Raw genomic sequence first — 17,704 nt, forward strand, 5'->3', positions numbered from 1 at the left:
GATCTGAGCGATGTTTGATATTGGGTTTATGGAGCTGCTGCTTATCGGCGTCGTAGCACTTTTGGTGCTGGGCCCCGAAAAGCTGCCAGGTGCCATTCGTACAGGCGCGCTTTGGGTCGGTCGTGCCAAGCGCAGTTTTAACAAGGCCAAAGCCGAGATAGAACAGCAACTCAATGCAGACGACATCCGGCGTCAGCTGCATAACGAATCTATTCTTGCCGATATCGAAAAAGCCAAAAAGAACGCCAACAAACTGGTCGAAGATACCCGCAAGGACTTCAAGGAAAGCAGTGAAAAGGCCAAGCAGGCTCTGGACAGTGCGCGCGAGGTAACACCGGTCACCAGCAGTGCCGAAGAGGGCGTCCCAACAGAGCCCACCGCCAAGGCTACCCCGGCGGATAAAGAGCCCTCAGCTGGTCAAGAGCCCTCAGCTGATAAAGAGCCCTCAGCTGATAAAAAGCCCTCAGCTAGTAGAGAGTCCTCTGTTAGTAAAGAGACCTCATCAAGTAACAATACCTCGACTAGCGAGACGTCCACCACAGCAGAACACACTTCTACGCCTGAAGATGAGTCTTCCGGAGCATCTCACGAATCGCAGTCAGCGGATCCGACACCGAAACCCAAACCGGTCAAACAGGATTTTTACAATACGCCGCCAACCGGCCGTATCACAACTCAGGGTGGACGGTTTGTGCCTGACTCTGACAAACCCGACGCCGACGACAGCAAATCATCATGAGCGAAAACACCCCCATCCACGATGATCAGAAAGAGCTATCACTGATCGGCCATCTGGTCGAATTGCGCGACCGAATTCTTAAGTGTGTGGCCGCGCTATTACTGGTGTTTCTGGGCCTGGTTTATTTCGCCAATGATATCTACGCCTACGTTGCTGCCCCGCTGGTCTCTGTGCTGCCGCCTGATACCAGCATGATCGCCATCGATCCGACATCGCCGTTTTTTACACCATTTAAATTGACGTTCTACGCCGCCCTGTTTGTTTGCGCGCCTTACGTTCTTTATCAATTATGGGCATTCATCGCGCCGGGCCTCTACAAAAATGAAAAGTCACTGGCGATTCCTCTGTTCGTTTCCAGCGTTTTGCTTTTCTATGCTGGCATGGCCTTTGCGTATTTTGTTTTGTTCGGCATCGTGTTCAGCTTTTTTGTATCGGTGGCACCCGAGGGCATAGCAGTAGCACCCGACATTGCGAGCTATTTGAGCTTTGTCCTTAAGATATTCTTTGCGTTTGGTTTCGCATTCGAAATACCTATCGCGGTATTCCTGTTCATTTGGGCAGGCATACTCGAACCGGATGATCTGAAGGCTAAACGCCCTTACGTTATCGTTGGTTGTTTTGTCATATCGATGTTGCTGACGCCACCCGACCCCTTCACTCAAACCATTCTTGCCGTTCCGATGTGGATGCTGTTTGAAACCGGTATTTATTTCGGCCGGGTTTTCCTGCGCAAAAAAGCTGAACAGGAAGCGTCAGAGAATCAGTAGGCCAGGCAGAGGAAGCAGCGCCACCAGTGGCTCTGGCAATGGATAGAATAGCCTCCCAAGGCCTGCTCAGGAGTTAAGTAGGAAGGTCACCGGTCCGTCGTTTTCCAGACTGACCTGCATGTCGGCAGCGAACTGCCCTGTTTTTGTGGCGGGGTGGGCCTGCAGCAGCCAGTTGGCCAGCTGATCGTAAAGCTCGCGGGCAAGACCTGGCGCCATGGCCGACGAGAAGGAGGGGCGCAGGCCTTTGTCCGTGCTGCCAGCCAGAGTGAACTGTGAGACCAGCAGCAGCTCGCCATCAATCGCTCGCAAACTCAGGTTCATCTTCCCTTCAGCATCGGCGAAGACCCGGTAGTCCAGCACCTTGCTCAGCAGACGCTGGCCATCGGCCAGCGTGTCATGCTTCTCCAGACCGAGCAGCAACAGCAATCCTTTGCCGATGCGGCTGTACTCGCTGCCAGCAATACTGACACTGGCGTGATTGACGCGTTGAATCAGTGCAATCATGCAGAGGCTCCCCCGTCAATCCAGCCCAGTCTGTCAGCCGCGAGCGGCACCGCCACGGCTGGCGCGCTTGCGGTCACTCTCAGTCAGGTGCTTTTTACGAATCCGGATGTTGGCAGGTGTAATTTCCACCAGCTCATCCTCATCGATAAACTCCATGGCCTGCTCCAGGGAATGCTTTACTGGCGGCGTCAGGACGATGTTTTCATCCGTGCCCGATGCACGCACGTTGGTCAGCTGCTTGCCCTTGATCGGATTCACTACCAGGTCGTTGTCGCGGCTATGCAGGCCGATAATCATGCCCTCATACACTTCCACGTTGGGATCGATAAACAGACGGCCGCGCTCCTGCAACGCCCACAGCGAATAACCCAGCGCCTTGCCCGTCACCATAGAGACCAGCACGCCGTTTTTACGCTTGGCCAGATCACCTGCCTTGGCCGGACCATAGTGATCGAACACGTGGTTCATCATACCGGTGCCCGAGGTCAGGCTGAGGAACTGCGAGCGGAAACCGATCAGGCCGCGCGTTGGAATTTCGAAGGTCAGGCGTACACGACCCTTGCCATCAGGCAACATGTCCTGCATTTCGGCGCGACGCAGACCCAGCTCCTCGATCACGGAACCCTGGTGCTCTTCGTTACAGTCGATAACCAGTGTTTCGAATGGCTCGCTGAGCACACCATCGATTTCCTTCATGATCACTTCCGGCCGTGATACGGCTAGCTCAAAGCCTTCGCGACGCATGGTTTCGATCAATACGGACAGGTGCAGCTCACCACGGCCGGATACTTTGTATTTGTCGGGGCTTTCACCCTGTGCAACACGCAGCGCCACGTTGTGGATCAACTCACGTTCCAGCCGTTCTTTGATATTACGTGTCGTGACGAATTTGCCCTCACGACCCGCAAAAGGCGAATCATTGACCTGGAATGTCATGCTGATCGTGGGCTGATCGACAGTCAGAGGCGGCATGGCTTCAACATGATCAGGATCACATAGCGTATCGGAAATATTCAGCTTGTCGATACCGGTAATGCAGACGATCTCGCCAGCCGTGGCCTCCTGCACGTCTACTCGCTCCAGGCCAAGGTGGTTTTTCACCTGCAGAATCTTGCCCTTGCGTTCCTTGCCTTCACGATCGACAACAATAACCTGCATATTGGGTTTAGCCACACCACCGGTGATACGGCCGATACCAATAACACCCACATAGCTGTTGTAGTCCAGGGCACTGATCTGCATTTTGAATGGCGCCGCGGCGTTTACCGGCGGTGGCGGTACATGTTTGACCACTGTCTCGAACAGCGGTGTCATGTCATCGGCCAGCTCATCAGCCTCCAGACCGGCAATACCGTTCAATGCAGATGCGTAAACCACCGGGAAATCCAGCTGCTCGTCGGTTGCGCCGAGCTTGTCAAACAGGTCGAATACTTCGTTCAGCACCCAGTCCGGACGGGATCCGGGACGGTCGACCTTGTTGATGACAACAATTGGGTGCAGGCCCTGAGCGAATGCCTTCTGGGTCACAAAACGCGTCTGCGGCATCGGGCCGTCAACCGCATCAACCAGCAGCAATACACTGTCCACCATGGACATTACACGCTCTACCTCGCCGCCGAAATCAGCGTGTCCGGGCGTGTCGACGATATTGATGTGATAACCGTTCCAGTTGATGGCGGTATTTTTCGCCAGGATCGTAATGCCGCGTTCCTTTTCCTGATCATTGGAGTCCATCACACGCTCAACCGCGCTCCCGCGATCTCCGAGCGTTCCGGACTGCTGCAGAAGTTTATCAACCAGGGTGGTCTTGCCATGGTCAACGTGAGCAATAATGGCGATGTTGCGGATTTTCTCGATCACTGCGGATTACCTGTGGTTGCGAGCGCGTCGCTGGGACTGGAGCGCCCTGTGCGGACGCGTAAAAATGGCCGCGAATTATACACCACGACAGTTTTGATTACCATGACGCTGGCGCGACAGAGTTTGTAGTCAGCTCAATAGCTGTCTCTACCCGCCCCGGAACCAGTTCACAAAATCAGTCGATTTCCTCACCGAACTGGGATGCACGTCACAGATCATGACACTGCCTTGCAAGCAAAGACTTTTTATCAGGTCCAGCTGAGAGACCAGGCCGTAAGCCCGGGAACAAGACCGAAAGAAAGCAGCATAGAAATTTTACACGACGACGCTTTCACACGGATTTGAGTGAACACTCACGCAACGACCCAACCATATATGGGAGCACAACATGCAAAGACATAACCGCAAGACAAGAGAAAGTAACAAATACATGCGCCTGAAGGTCAGCGCTCTGACAGCGGCTCTGCTGGGCTGCTCGGCTTTAGGCTATGCGTCAAGCCACCGTGAGGCACCCATGATTGCCGGCCTGCCCCGCCTGGATGCCACAGACCTGTACATGTTCAGGAGTTATGAGACTGGCCGCCAGGACTACATCACCCTGATTGCCAACTATTTTCCGCTACAGGCGGCCTACGGCGGGCCAAACTATTTCGACCTGGAGACAGCCGGAATCTATGAGATCCACATCGACAACACCGGTGACTCCATGGAGGACATCACTTTTCGCTTTGATTTCTCAACCATCCTGGCAGGTGCTGCTGTCCCAGTCGGCGGCGAAAACATTCCAATTCCGCTGATCAACGCCGGTGCCATCGGGCCGGGAGCAACTGACACCAGCGCGGTCAATTCGCGGCAGGAGTATACTCTGGACGTCATTCGCGGCAACGCCAGGACTGGTACCGCTCAAGCGGTAACCAACGTTACCACGCAAACCACGACCTTCCGGAAGCCAGTAGACAATATCGGCACCAAATCCATCCCAAACTATGCCGATTACGCCAGTGCACATATCTACCCCATCAGCATTCCGGGCTGCCAGACCCAGGGACGCGTGTTTGTGGGCCAGCGTAAAGAAGGGTTTGCAGTAAATCTGGGACAGGTATTCGACCTGGTCAACCTGAACCCGCTTGGCGCCGCTGATGCCGTTGCCAACCCGATTGGTGATACCAACGTCACCTCCCTGGCGCTTGAAATCCCCACCAACTGTCTTGTTGATCAGGATCCTGTTATCGGCGCATGGACCACTGCCAGCCTCGATATGGCCGGCGGCGAACCCATGCAGGTATCACGCCTGGGCTTCCCACTGGTGAACGAGGTAATCATCGGCCTGCCGGACAAGGACAAGTTCAACAGTAGCCATCCCGTCAACGACGCGCAGTTCGCCGCCTACGTGGAAAAACCGACGCTGCCCTACTTACTGGAAGTACTGTTCCAGGATGCAGGTGCAGTGGCTCCAACCAACTCACCGCGCAGTGACCTGGTAGATGCCGTTGTTGGTGTACCTGGCCTGAACCTGCCAGCATCAGTCGCTGACGGCACCTTCCCGCGGAGTGAGATGCTGCGGCTTAACACCTCCATTGCGCCTGCCATGCCGTCACAGCAGCAAAACATGGGCGTACTGGCCGGTGACAACGCCGGCTTCCCGAACGGCCGCCGCCCGGGTGACGATGTTGTCGACATTGCCCTGCGAGTAATGATGGGCGCCCTGATCAGTGATCCTGCAGTAGCGCCCAACCGAACTGCACCGTTCACGGATCAGACGACCGTATCTGCAGGGGATTTTAAAACCTCATTCCCTTACCTGAATGAACCTCTGCCTGGTTCAGCGGTTCAGTAAGCGATCTGTTCGCCAGGCAGGATCACCCCTGTCTGGCGAATTCTTATGCACTCAGAACTCATCAGAATACTTCTCAAGCTGCGAGGGCAGGTACATGTTGGTTTTCAGAAATGCGCAGAAACTTTTTGCTCCAAATCTCAGAAAAACCCTTTTGCTGGGCATTTCCTGCTGCGCCATGGCCGCTCAAGCCGCACCGTACATACCAGACAACGACAACACCATCATCACGCGCTTGCCGAGCGCAGTGGTGGCGATGTCCCAACAATTGCGCGCCACTGAAGGCAGCCGCAATGACAATCCTCAAGAGTTGTTCGCCCAGGCATATCGATCCTATCAACTGGCGCTGAGCGAGCAGGATCCCAGGGCTTACGGTAGAACGCTGGCGATCATTGAACAGTGGCCAGACAACGTTAGCAAACCGGTTTCGCTGCGGCTGATTGCTGCGGCCGTGCTGCAACACAATCATGAATTCGCGCCTGCACTGGATGAACTTCGTAGCGTTCTGGAAGAAGAGCCAGGTAACGCACAGGCATTAATGATTCAGGCACAGATAGGCCTGGTAACGGCTCACTACCCATTGACACAGAAAAGCTGCGATGCACTTGTAGACCGCGTGGAGCGAGCATTCCAGATTAACTGTCAGGCACAGCTAGATGGGGTTACCGGCAAAGCTGGTACGGCACTAGATTCACTGACGCAGGAACTTGACTCCGGCCGCCCGATGAGTCGCCAGGCATTACTGGAAGTACATATTACGATCGCCACAATAGCACACCGGCTGGGTGAAAATGATATGGCCGGCCAGCACTACCTTGCAGCTCTGACAATGGCGCCAGATAACACCTATTTGCTGAACAACTATGCACAGTGGTTGCTCCAGCAGGAAAGATACCGCGACGTGATCGCGCTGCTGGGATCAGAACCGGATCCAACAAGTAATGTAGAACTTGGCGTGATGCTGACAAACGCACTGCTTTCCTCACCGGATGCGGCCAACAGCAACCGCGCAGAGTCATTGATCGCAGAACTGGAGGCCTATTTTGAGACTGCCTACCGACGAGGAGAGAATGTGCCCGTTAAGGAGTTTGCCCGTTTCGCATTGGACATTCAGGGCCGTCCTGAAGCCGCACTGGAGGCAGCCATGAAAAACTGGACCTCCCAGAAAGAGCCCTCTGATGCTTTGCTGCTGGCCGAAGCGGCAGCTGCCGCTTCGCGTCAGGACGTTATAGAAAACCTGCGTGACTGGACGGACAGCACTGGCATGCAGTACGCAGCTCTCGACACACTCATTGCTACTGGCAACGCGAGGTAATCATGAAACGCAGACTGATGTCCATATTTGTGTTGCCGCTGTTGTGCCTTGTTGCGTCGGGCAATCTCAGCGCGCACACCTTGAGTGACAGCTACCTGAACCTTTCACTGGATCAGCAGAGTGTTTCGGGTCACTGGCTGATTGCCGTCGAGGACCTCGAACTGGCTATTGGCCTGGATGGCAACGCCGACTCAGCCATTACATGGGGTGAAATTAGCCAGCACCGTTCACAGATCAGAGACTACGCAGCTTCCCGCCTCACTATGGGGTCCGAAGGCCAGCCATGCTCCCTTGAAATTGGCACGCTGATGATCGAGCAATTGAATGCGGGTCCTTTTGTTCACCTGCCGATTACCGGTCTGTGCAATGGCGTCGCGGAAGTCACCCTGAGTTACAGCCTGATGTTCGACATCGACTCTGCACACAGAGGCATACTCAGTCTGCGGAGCAACGATGAAACTTATGTCAGGGTTTTCTCACCCGACACTGCGACATATGAGATTGACACTGAACTTCCATCAGATGCCGAATATCTATGGACCTTTTTCATTGAGGGCATCTGGCACATCTGGATCGGACTGGATCACATTCTTTTTCTGCTTGCCCTTCTGGTGGCCATCGTACTGGTCAAAACCCCAGGCGCCACCGGCCAGCAACAACCTGCGAATGTACCGTTCAGCACGTATCTCTACGACGTCATCAAAGTTGTTACCGCTTTCACAATCGCACATTCCATAACACTGATACTGGCCACACTTGAGGTGGTTTCCCTGCCCGGGCGATTTGTGGAATCGGTCATCGCGCTATCTGTGGCGATATCAGGCATCAACATACTCTATCCCTTGTTCAGAACACGTGCCTGGCAGTTCGCCTTCATATTCGGCTTGATTCACGGCTTTGGATTCGCCGGCGTGCTGGGCGATCTCGCTCTACCTCAACAGCTGCTTTTTGGCAGCCTGCTGAGCTTCAATATTGGCGTCGAAGTGGGGCAGATCGCGATTGTTCTGGTGCTGGTGCCAATACTGGCCCTGCTGGGCAGGGCCACTTTCAGCCGGCGGCTTGCGCTCGGCACCGCCGGCCTGGTCATCACCGTGTTTGGTGTACTGTGGCTTCTGGAACGCTCGCTGTCACTGTCGGTACCGGTATTGTCCTAGGGCCTGAAAACACCAACATTCGCATAACCGGCATCTTTCAGATGCGAGGCGTGCAGTCGACTCATCATGCCTTTGTCGCAATACAGCAGGTACTGGCGTGACTGCGGCATTGTCGCAAACTGACTCGCCAGCCTGAAAAACGGCACCTGCAGCACTTCATGACCTGAAAGCTCAAATGGTGCCCGCTCCAGCTCGTCGGGGTGGCGGATGTCGATGACCACAGCCTCCGGGGGCGCCACAGAAAACTCTGGAGGCTCGACATCACGCCTGTTGAGCACCTCGACAACCCGGTCAATGCTCTGGTATTCACTGGCTTCGATGGCAGCATCCAGCACCGCCGGATCCATCTGACGCTCTTCGTGCTCTACACGGCTGCGTTTAGCGTGAGTGGTAGGTTTCACTGAAATGACGCCGCAGTACTCGGGCACATTCACTGAAAAGGGCTCGGTGCCTATCGCTCGGGCTGTATTGATGATTTCCTGCTTGTCAGTGACGATCAATGGCCGGAGGATCATCATGTCGCAGACTCGATCAATGACATTCAGGTTAGGCAGCGTCTGGCTGGAGACCTGAGAAATCGCCTCCCCTGTCACCAGTGCTCGTAGCCGCATACCAATCGCTATGCGCTCTGCTGCACGCAGCATCTGCCGTTTGAGTATGACGCCCATGTGGCCGCTGTCGACCTTCTGCGTAATCTCCGTCACGACGCCCTCGAACGGTACGCTGACAAACTTCACGCGATGTGAAGAGCCAAACTTCATCCATAGATAAAGCGCAACCTCTTTCACCGCAAACTCGTGTTCCCTGCCACCCAGATTGAAGAATACAAAATGTGTCTGCAGGCCGCGGCGCATTGTCATGAAACTGGAAACTGCTGAATCAAATCCGCCCGATATCAGTGACAGCACCTGCTCCTGAGTTCCCAGCGGATATCCACCCAGGCCATTGATCTGTTCTTTGACGACGTAAAGAACCTTGTGACGGATTTCGACTCGAACCGTGATCTCGGGATTAATAAGGTCCACCCCTTTAGCATCACTGTTGTGCAACAGATACCCACCCACCTGACGCTCGATATCGCCGGATGAATAGTCATGCGTGCCGGTACGCTTGCAGCGCACCACAAAAGTTTTTCCGGCCAATGCACCACGATAGTGCAGCAGCACAGACTCTGCAATTTCGTCGATGCTCTCCGGCAGCGGGAGCTTCTCCACAGGCCTTACCACTGATATGCCCGGCGTGCTCAGCAATGCATCAAGGACGCCGCTTTCCAGCGCCTGGTCCAGGTCCCCGGTATCAACTTCCAGAATGTCCCAATTGCCAACCACAGAAATCTTCTCGTCCAGTCGCTGCAGGATAATGCGCAGATTGCGGCGCAGCGCCTTGACCAGTCGCATACGCACAGGTCGTGATTTGACGGTCATTTCTGGAAAAAAACGTACTACATAAAGCATTAACTACCTCTGGATTTTGGGGAATATGAGACAAAACTAGGATTGTCAGTAAAAGCTTGCCTTAAAACAGGGCGATAGGCACTATACCAGTGCATGTAGCTGCACAATGCACTTTATTGGTGCATCACAAACAGGACGCATGTGTTAACTGCTTGATATTCAAGACCTGACCACACCTTCCATTGTGGCATGAGTCTTGCTCATCTCAGTGCACTGGGGGTCAGGCGGCAACCAAAACATTATAGTGCCGATTCCCCTGCTTGTTGAGAGCAGATTATTGCAAGACCTTTAACCTGTGTCCGCACCCGACTTCAGATCGGGGAGGCCACTATTAATTCTCGATCACTCGGAGGATCAGGAATGTCTAAGACATTAGAAATGATTAAAGAAAATGACGTGAAATGGGTTGATCTCCGTTTCACCGATACCAAGGGCAAAGAGCAGCACGTTACCTTCCCGGCCGACAAAGTCGATGAAGGTTTCATGGACGGCGTGATGTTCGACGGTTCCTCCGTAGCCGGCTGGAAAGGCATCAACGAGTCAGACATGATCCTGAAGCCGGATGACACTACTGCCGTCATCGATCCCTTCTCTGATGAAGTACAACTGAACCTGCGCTGCGACATCATTGAGCCACGCACCATGGGTGGTTACAACCGTGACCCACGCTCTGTTGCACGCCGTGCAGAAGAATACCTGAAGTCTACCGGTATCGGTGACAAAGCGTTTTTCGGCCCTGAGAACGAGTTCTTCGTGTTTGACGAAATCAAGTGGCACGTTGGCATGGACTACTCTTTCTTCAAGATAGGCAGTGAAGAAGCCGCATGGTCAAGCAGCAAGAGCATTGAAGGCGGCAACCTGGGTCACCGTCCTCGCGTCAAAGGCGGTTACTTCCCCGTTCCTCCAGTCGACTCACTGAGCGATCTGCGTGGCGCAATGTGCGACACCATGACTGCCATGGGTCTGGACATCGAACTGCACCACCACGAAGTGGCCAACGCTGGTCAGTGTGAAATTGGTGCCAAGTTCAACACTCTGGTTTACAAAGCTGACGAAGTACAGATCCTCAAGTATTGCGTACTGAACACAGCACACGCTTTCGGCAAAACCGCAACCTTCATGCCCAAGCCACTGGTAGGCGATAACGGTTCTGGTATGCACGTTCACATGTCTATCTCCAAAGATGGCAAGAACACCTTCGCAGGCGACGGCTACGCTGGCCTGTCAGAAACTGCTCTGTACTACATTGGCGGTATCATCAAGCACGCCAAGGCACTGAATGCTTTCGGCAACGCTTCAACCAACAGCTACAAGCGTCTGGTAAAAGGCTTCGAAGCACCAACACTGCTGGCCTACTCCTCACGCAACCGTTCCGCTTCCATCCGTATCCCATACGTACTGGGCGGCAACCCGAAAGCGATCCGTATCGAAGTGCGTTTTGGTGACAACACAGCCAACCCTTACCTGTACTTTGCAGCCCTGCTGATGGCTGGCCTGGACGGTATCGAAAACAAGATCCACCCTGGCGACCCAGCCAGCAAAGATCTGTATGACCTGGAGCCGGAAGAAGAAGCAGCAATTCCACGCGTTTGCTTCTCTCTGGACGAAGCGCTGGATGCTCTGGACCAGGATCGCGAGTTCCTGAAGAAAGGCGGCGTATTCTGTGACGACCTGATCGATGGTTATATCGAACTGAAGCGTCAGGACTGCACACGTCTGAACAGCTCAACGCATCCGGTCGAGTTTGATATGTACTACAGCCTGTAAGGGTTGCTTGTCACTATCATCTGATGGTTAAAACAAAGCGCCTGGCCGGGCTCCCCAGCCAGGCGTTTTTGTTGGAACAACGCGAAGGGATCTCTGCGTTAATGAGTCCCACGATTAACTGACTGACGGACATTTCATGCTGAGTAGCACCAAATTATACCGCCGACTGATGGACACACTGTCCACGGCCATCCTGGTGATGGATGATCAGTTGCGGCTGCGCTACCTGAATCTTGCAGCGGAAAGTCTGCTGGCCATCAGCGGCCGCCAATTCAATCAGTCGTTTATCGGCGACATCATGGTCAATGGCGATCAGGATATCGCGGATATTCGCACGGCCCTTCAGCAGGGTCACAGCTTTACCAAACGCAAAACCCAGATTCACCTTCTGCACGGCAAGACCCTGCAGGTGGACTACACGATCACACCCATGACCGATATGGATGAAGTTGCATTGGTCATGGAAATTCAGGGCATCAACTATGCTGAGCGCATCAGTCGCGATGAGAACCTGATCTCTACACATGAAACAACCCGGGAACTGGTTCGCGGCCTGGCGCACGAAATTAAAAATCCGCTTGGCGGCATTCGCGGGGCTGCGCAACTGCTGGCCTCTGAACTGCCTGCCGATACCGACCTGACCGACTATACCAGTGTGATCATCGAAGAGGCTGACCGGCTGCACAAGCTTGTCGATCGCCTGGTTGGCTCGAGAAAGCCCATGGAGTTCCGTACGCTTAACGTTCACGAAGTGCTCGAACGTGTGCGCAACCTGGTCGAGGCTGAAGTACGCAACATGGATATCACCGTGGTTCGCAATTATGACCCCAGCATTCCGGAAATTCAGGGTGACTCTGAGCAGCTGATACAGGCCGTTCTAAATATTGTGCGCAATGCCGTACAGGCCCTGGAAAGTCCTCATGTAAAACATCGCTCGGGCATCATCGAACTGGGCACCCGTATCATGCGCAATATCACCATCGGCACGGTTTATCACCGACTGGTGACGCGTATCGATATCATCGACAACGGCCCGGGCGTTCCAGCAGAGCTAAAAGACAATATTTTCTTCCCGATGATCAGCGGCCGGGCCGAAGGCACTGGACTTGGCCTGTCTATTGCACACTCAATTGTCAATCAACACAAAGGCATTATCGAATGCAAGAGCGAACCTGGCCGCACGTGTTTTGCCATTTACCTGCCGGTAAACACGCCGACCATTCCATCCAACGACATCGGCAGTGGCCAGTTTGGCAAGTAGCCTTGACGGAGTAATATGTCATGAACAAACACAACACGGTCTGGGTTCTGGATGACGACAAGTCCATCCGCTGGGTTCTCGAGAAATCTCTGAGTCGCGCGGGAGTCAGTACACACTCATTTGATAACGGCGACGACCTGCTGCACCGCCTGGAAAAAGACCGACCTGATGCCATCATCAGTGATATCCGGATGCCTGGTATTAACGGCCTGGATTTGCTGTCGACGGTACATACTCGCTTCCCCAGCCTTCCGGTCATCATCATGACGGCGCACTCTGACCTGGACAGCGCTGTCTCATCGTATAGCCGCGGCGCATTTGAATATCTGCCCAAGCCGTTTGACATTGATGAAGCGGTTGCCATGACTCAGCGCGCTCTGGAGCATGCCCGTGAACAGCACATGGACATTCCTGCGCCCACGCTGGAGAACAGCAAGGAAATCATCGGCGAAGCGCCAGCGATGCAGGAAGTCTTTCGGGCCATTGGCCGCTTGTCTCAGTCCAATATCACGGTACTTATTAACGGTGAGTCCGGCACAGGTAAGGAGCTGGTCGCTCATGCCCTGCACAAGCACAGCCCACGGAGGGAGAGGCACTTTATTGCTCTAAACGTGGCCGCCATTCCCAAGGATCTGATTGAATCCGAACTGTTCGGCCATGAAAAAGGATCCTTCACCGGCGCCACGACTCACCGCACCGGCCGGTTTGAGCAAGCCAATGGCGGCACACTCTTTCTTGACGAAATTGGCGACATGCCCGCCGATACGCAGACTCGCCTGTTGCGTGTTCTTTCTGACGGTGAGTTTTATCGAGTTGGCGGCACAACGCCAATCAAAGTGGATGTACGAATCATCGCGGCAACACACCAGAATCTGGAAAAGCTGGTCGGCCAGCACCTGTTCCGGGAAGACCTGTTCCACCGCCTGAACGTGATCCGCATTCACATTCCGAGGTTGCGTGATCGCCGCGAGGATATCCCACGTCTGGCCCGCCACTTCCTGGCACGGGCCGCTGAGGAGCTGGATGCTGAAGCCAAAGTGCTGCGCCCGGAAACCGAGAAATACATTACGGGGCTTAGCTGGCCGGGCAACGTCCGTCAGCTGGAAAACTTCTGCCGCTGGATCACCGTGATGGCTTCCAGTCGCGAAGTCCGCATTGACGACCTGCCGCCAGAACTGATGGATCATCAGGCACAAAGCAGCGGTTCAGGCAGCTGGACACAGTTGCTGGAGGAATGGGCAAACCAGGAGCTGAATCTGGGGCACTCGGCCATTCTCGATCAGGCTACACCGGAGTTTGAGCGCACCATGATCAATGTCGCTTTGAAACACACTCTCGGTCGGCGCCGGGATGCAGCGCAGTTACTGGGGTGGGGTCGCAACACCCTGACCCGTAAGATCAAGGAGCTGGAGATCGAGGATTCGGGCGGCGACGCTGACGAAGATTGATCTCTCGCCCCGCGCCTGCTAGCTCTGCCTGTGTAGCTTCAGGCGTGGACGCGACGCCCTCGTCTGTGGCTATAATCGGGGCATGCCCAACACCACAGAACAACGCCAGCAGATACTGGCGGGCCCCATACTACGCAGGATGGAACCGGGGCGGCTGGTCATCTGGCTGGCGAGTCAGTCCCCACTTGATTTCCGGCTACAGTTGTCCGTCGACCACGACGAATGGCAATCCGTGCTACCTGTCACGCACCACCCGGTCAGGGTAGGCGAACATTGTTATCTCCACCTGTTGAGCTTCACACCTGCAGCACCTTTGCCGCAAGATCGGTTCATAGAGTACGACCTGCAATGGCTGGACGGGCACACAAAGGACTGGCATGGCCTGACTGAATGGGCTGCGGATGCTGCACAGCCAGGACAGTCTCTGCCACGATTTGTGCTGCGCAGCCGAATGGACAAACTGTTGCACGGCTCCTGTCGCAAGCCACATCACGCATCCGATGACGGCATGGTCACGGCAGCAAACTGGCTGGCGCAGCGCAGCGAACAGCCAGATCAGTGGCCGGGCGCCCTGCTGTTGTCTGGCGATCAGGTTTATGTGGATGATGTCGCCGGCCCCATGCTTACCGCCATCCATCAGTTGATCAATAAACTTGGCCTGTACCCCGAAACCATCGAAGGCGCTCTGGTCAACAACAGCAAAGAGCTGTTCGACTGTGAATACAATTACTACCGTCGCGGCGAGCTGCTGCCGGACATTGAAAACAATGAAAGCCTGCAAAAACGCTTTTTTGAAGGCGCTCGCAAGCCGGTATTCACGTCTGCCAATGCCGACAATCACCTGGTGACGTTCGCGGAAGTCATTGCCATGTACCTGCTGGTGTGGTCACCCGTCCCCTGGGAGATGATCGACGCCGACACAAGGCCGGCTCTTTCGAAAGAGCACAATCAACGTTATGAGCGCGAGAGGCGGCACTTACGGGCGTTTGTAAGCGGACTGGGGTCAGTTCGCCAATTACTGGCGCAACTGCCTACGCTGATGATTTTTGACGATCACGATATCACCGACGACTGGAATCTGACCGCCGACTGGGAGCAGACAGCATACGGCCACCCATTTTCACGGCGCATTATCGGCAATGCCCTGTTTGCCTATCTGTTATGTCAGGGCTGGGGCAATAATCCTGACGCCTTCGAGGGCGACACCATGGATTGCGTGATGCGCTGGTGTCAGACACCGCAAAGCTCACAGCAGAATGCCATTATCGAGCACCTGCTGGGACTTCAATGTTGGCATTACAGCCTCGACACCAGCCCCAAATTGCTGGTTCTGGACACCCGCACACGACGCTGGCGGTCTGAAACCAATCTGCGCCACCCCTCGGGGCTGATGGACTGGGAGGCTCTCAGCGAGCTACAGAATGAGATTCTGAATCATGAGTCGATCATCATGGTTTCACCGGCACCGGTTTTTGGTGTCAAACTGATCGAAGCCGTGCAAAAGGTGTTTACCTGGCTGGGCAAGCCCTTGATGGTAGATGCAGAAAACTGGATGGCCCACCCCGGCACAGCTAATGTCATCCTCAATATTTTTCGTCACGCCCGCACACCCAGAAACTATGTCATCCTGTCCGGAGATGTGCATTATTCCTTCGTTTACGGTATCCGCCTGCGTTCCTCACGAACCACCAGTCCACACCTTTGGCAAATCACCAGCAGCGGCATCAAGAACTGCTTTCCGGATCGGCTGCTGGACACGCTGGATCGTCTGAATCGCTGGCTTTATGCCCCGCGTTCACCATTGAACTGGTTTACACGCCGGCGCCCCCTGGAAATCATCCCCTACCGCCATTCGCGAGCTTCACGCGGCGAGCGGCTTTTCAACGCCTCCGGCATGGGTTACGTCGAATTCGACAGCGAGGGCAAACCGGTAAATGTCGAACAGATCACCCCCACCGGCTCCGCCTGTTTCAAAATGGAAAAAACAAGCGGGTGACAGCGGTTGAAAAATCGCCTATGCGCCCCTATATTCAGCCAACCATGTGATGTCCTGCCCAGGCTGGACACAAGTCCGCACATCATGACAGGCCAATAAGAATATGATTGAAATCAGTCACGTAACCAGGAAGTTTGAACATTTTACGGCGGTGGACGACCTCAGTTTCTCCGTGTCCGAAGGCGAGGTACTTGGGTTCCTCGGTCCAAACGGCGCGGGCAAGTCCACGACCATGAAGATTATCACCGGTTTTCTGGCTCCCACTTCGGGCACCGTGACCATAGACGGTCATGATATTCGCACCGATCCGCTGGCTGCCAAGCAGCTCATTGGTTATCTGCCAGAAGGCGCCCCCAGCTACCCCGATATGACTGTATTGGGGTTCCTTGAGTTCATCGCACAGATTCGCGGCTACTCTGGCACAGAAATGCAGCAGCGCGTCGAAAAGGTCCTGAATGACGTTGACCTGAGCAGCGTTTGCGAACAGACCATCGATACCCTGTCCAAGGGCTTCAAACGGCGCGTAGGACTGGCACAGGCTATCCTGCATGATCCCAAGGTCCTGATTCTGGATGAACCGACGGACGGCCTCGACCCCAATCAGAAGCATCAGGTTCGCCAACTGATTCGCAACCTGGCCAAAGACAAGATCGTCATCGTTTCGACGCATATTCTGGAAGAAGTCAGTGCCGTGTGCACACGCGCCATCATTATCGCCAATGGCCGTATTGTTGCCGACGGCACACCTAACGAACTGGAAGCGCAGGCCCCGGTTACCGATGCTGCCGACATGCCGACAGCACCGGGACGCCTCGAAGCGTTTTTCCGCAGTGTCACAGCGCAGGAGGCCTGATCAGCATGGACTCACTATTCGGCAAAACCGGCATTATTTTCAAACGCGAGCTGATGGCTTACTTCAGCACGCCTCTGGCTTATGTGTTTATCGTCATCTTCCTGGTGATGAACGGCATATTCACCTTCGACCTGGGTGGTTTCTTTATTCGTGGGCAGGCTGACCTGCAGCCATTTTTCAACTTCCATCCCTGGTTGTATCTGTTCATGATCCCGGCACTGGCCATGGGACTCTGGTCCGATGAGCGCAAGACTGGCACCATCGAATTGTTGATGACACTGCCCATCAAACTGCGCGACGCCGTACTCGGCAAGTTCCTGGCTGCGTGGGTATTGAGTGGCGTTGCCCTGCTGCTGACATTCCCGATCTGGATTACCGTCAATTACCTTGGTAATCCGGACAATGGCGTCATCCTGGCGGCCTATATCGGCAGCTGGCTTATGGCCGGCGGCTTCCTCGCCATCGGCTCCTGCATGTCAGCAATGACCCGTAATGCGGTGATTGCCTTCATTCTGACGGTGGCGATCTGTTTTGCCTTTGTAGCCTCTGGCTCTGCCATTGTGCTCAACGCGTTCTCAGGATGGGCGCCAGAGTTTCTGACCAACGCCATCGCCAGCCTGAGTTTTCTGACGCATTTCGATGCCATCAGTAAAGGCGTGCTGGATATCCGCGACATGCTGTTCTTTGCAGCTGTCATTGGTGCCTGGCTAATGGCATCGGCCATCGTCATTGAAATCAAGAAAGCCAACTAG

The 17,704-nt window shown here is 54.6% G+C and carries 13 protein-coding genes and 1 pseudogene; 11 read left to right on the top strand and 3 right to left on the bottom strand.

What is annotated here, in order from left to right:
* Positions 1 to 10: 10 nt before the first annotated feature.
* Positions 11 to 739, top strand: coding sequence for a Sec-independent protein translocase protein TatB (gene tatB, locus QGM61_RS15305; RefSeq protein WP_411268746.1), 729 nt, complete (start codon positions 11 to 13; stop codon positions 737 to 739).
* On the top strand, positions 736 to 1,506 hold the full coding sequence (tatC, locus tag QGM61_RS02445) for a twin-arginine translocase subunit TatC (protein WP_237132991.1): 771 nt from the start codon (positions 736 to 738) through the stop codon (positions 1,504 to 1,506). The genes tatB and tatC overlap by 4 nt, the downstream gene beginning before the upstream one ends.
* A gap of 66 nt (positions 1,507 to 1,572) precedes the next feature.
* On the opposite strand, the gene dtd is transcribed toward tatC, so the two are convergent.
* Both dtd and typA read right to left on the bottom strand, forming a co-directional pair.
* Positions 1,573 to 2,010 carry a D-aminoacyl-tRNA deacylase gene (dtd, locus tag QGM61_RS02450; RefSeq protein WP_281131756.1) on the bottom strand — a complete coding sequence of 146 codons (438 nt, stop codon included), beginning with the start codon at positions 2,008 to 2,010 and terminating at the stop codon, positions 1,573 to 1,575.
* A 33-nt stretch (positions 2,011 to 2,043) separates the two neighbouring features.
* Complete coding sequence (gene typA / locus QGM61_RS02455; protein ID WP_237132989.1) at positions 2,044 to 3,870, bottom strand: translational GTPase TypA; 1,827 nt, start codon at positions 3,868 to 3,870, stop codon at positions 2,044 to 2,046.
* A 388-nt stretch (positions 3,871 to 4,258) separates the two neighbouring features.
* Between typA and QGM61_RS02460 the strand changes: the two genes are divergently transcribed.
* The 3 genes from QGM61_RS02460 to QGM61_RS02470 all read left to right on the top strand — a co-directional run bounded on the left by QGM61_RS02460 (position 4,259) and on the right by QGM61_RS02470 (position 8,173).
* Positions 4,259 to 5,707 (top strand): DUF4331 domain-containing protein, encoded by a 1,449-nt coding sequence (locus tag QGM61_RS02460; protein WP_237132988.1) that lies wholly within the window; start codon positions 4,259 to 4,261, stop codon positions 5,705 to 5,707.
* 94 nt (positions 5,708 to 5,801) lie between these two features.
* The gene (locus QGM61_RS02465) at positions 5,802 to 7,019 is read left to right on the top strand and encodes a hypothetical protein (protein ID WP_281131757.1); all 1,218 of its coding nucleotides are present in this window, start codon (positions 5,802 to 5,804) and stop codon (positions 7,017 to 7,019) included.
* A gap of 2 nt (positions 7,020 to 7,021) precedes the next feature.
* Positions 7,022 to 8,173, top strand: coding sequence for a HupE/UreJ family protein (locus QGM61_RS02470; protein ID WP_281131758.1), 1,152 nt, complete (start codon positions 7,022 to 7,024; stop codon positions 8,171 to 8,173).
* Here QGM61_RS02470 and thiI read toward each other — a convergent pair.
* On the bottom strand, positions 8,170 to 9,627 hold the full coding sequence (gene thiI, locus QGM61_RS02475) for a tRNA uracil 4-sulfurtransferase ThiI (RefSeq protein WP_281131759.1): 1,458 nt from the start codon (positions 9,625 to 9,627) through the stop codon (positions 8,170 to 8,172). The two genes, QGM61_RS02470 and thiI, sit on opposite strands and share 4 nt — an antisense overlap.
* 360 nt (positions 9,628 to 9,987) lie before the next feature.
* Between thiI and glnA the strand changes: the two genes are divergently transcribed.
* From glnA to QGM61_RS02505, 6 genes and pseudogenes are all read left to right on the top strand, one after another.
* Entirely contained in the window at positions 9,988 to 11,394 is a 1,407-nt protein-coding gene (glnA, locus tag QGM61_RS02480; protein WP_237132983.1) for a type I glutamate--ammonia ligase, read from the top strand.
* A 136-nt stretch (positions 11,395 to 11,530) separates the two neighbouring features.
* Positions 11,531 to 12,655, top strand: coding sequence for a nitrogen regulation protein NR(II) (gene glnL, locus QGM61_RS02485; protein WP_237132982.1), 1,125 nt, complete (start codon positions 11,531 to 11,533; stop codon positions 12,653 to 12,655).
* Between the two features lie 20 nt (positions 12,656 to 12,675).
* Positions 12,676 to 14,103, top strand: a complete 1,428-nt coding sequence (gene glnG, locus QGM61_RS02490) for a nitrogen regulation protein NR(I) (protein ID WP_237132981.1) — start codon at positions 12,676 to 12,678, stop codon at positions 14,101 to 14,103.
* 82 nt (positions 14,104 to 14,185) lie between these two features.
* Positions 14,186 to 16,099 (top strand): alkaline phosphatase D family protein, encoded by a 1,914-nt coding sequence (locus QGM61_RS02495; protein WP_281131760.1) that lies wholly within the window; start codon positions 14,186 to 14,188, stop codon positions 16,097 to 16,099.
* Between the two features lie 103 nt (positions 16,100 to 16,202).
* A pseudogene (locus QGM61_RS02500) lies at positions 16,203 to 16,892 on the top strand (ABC transporter ATP-binding protein); the annotation flags it as partial.
* Positions 16,893 to 16,957: 65 nt separating this feature from the next.
* Complete coding sequence (locus QGM61_RS02505) at positions 16,958 to 17,704, top strand: ABC transporter permease subunit (protein WP_237132978.1); 747 nt, start codon at positions 16,958 to 16,960, stop codon at positions 17,702 to 17,704.

The organism is Pseudohongiella sp. SYSU M77423, from assembly GCF_029911965.1.
GTDB lineage: Bacteria > Pseudomonadota > Gammaproteobacteria > Pseudomonadales > Pseudohongiellaceae > Pseudohongiella.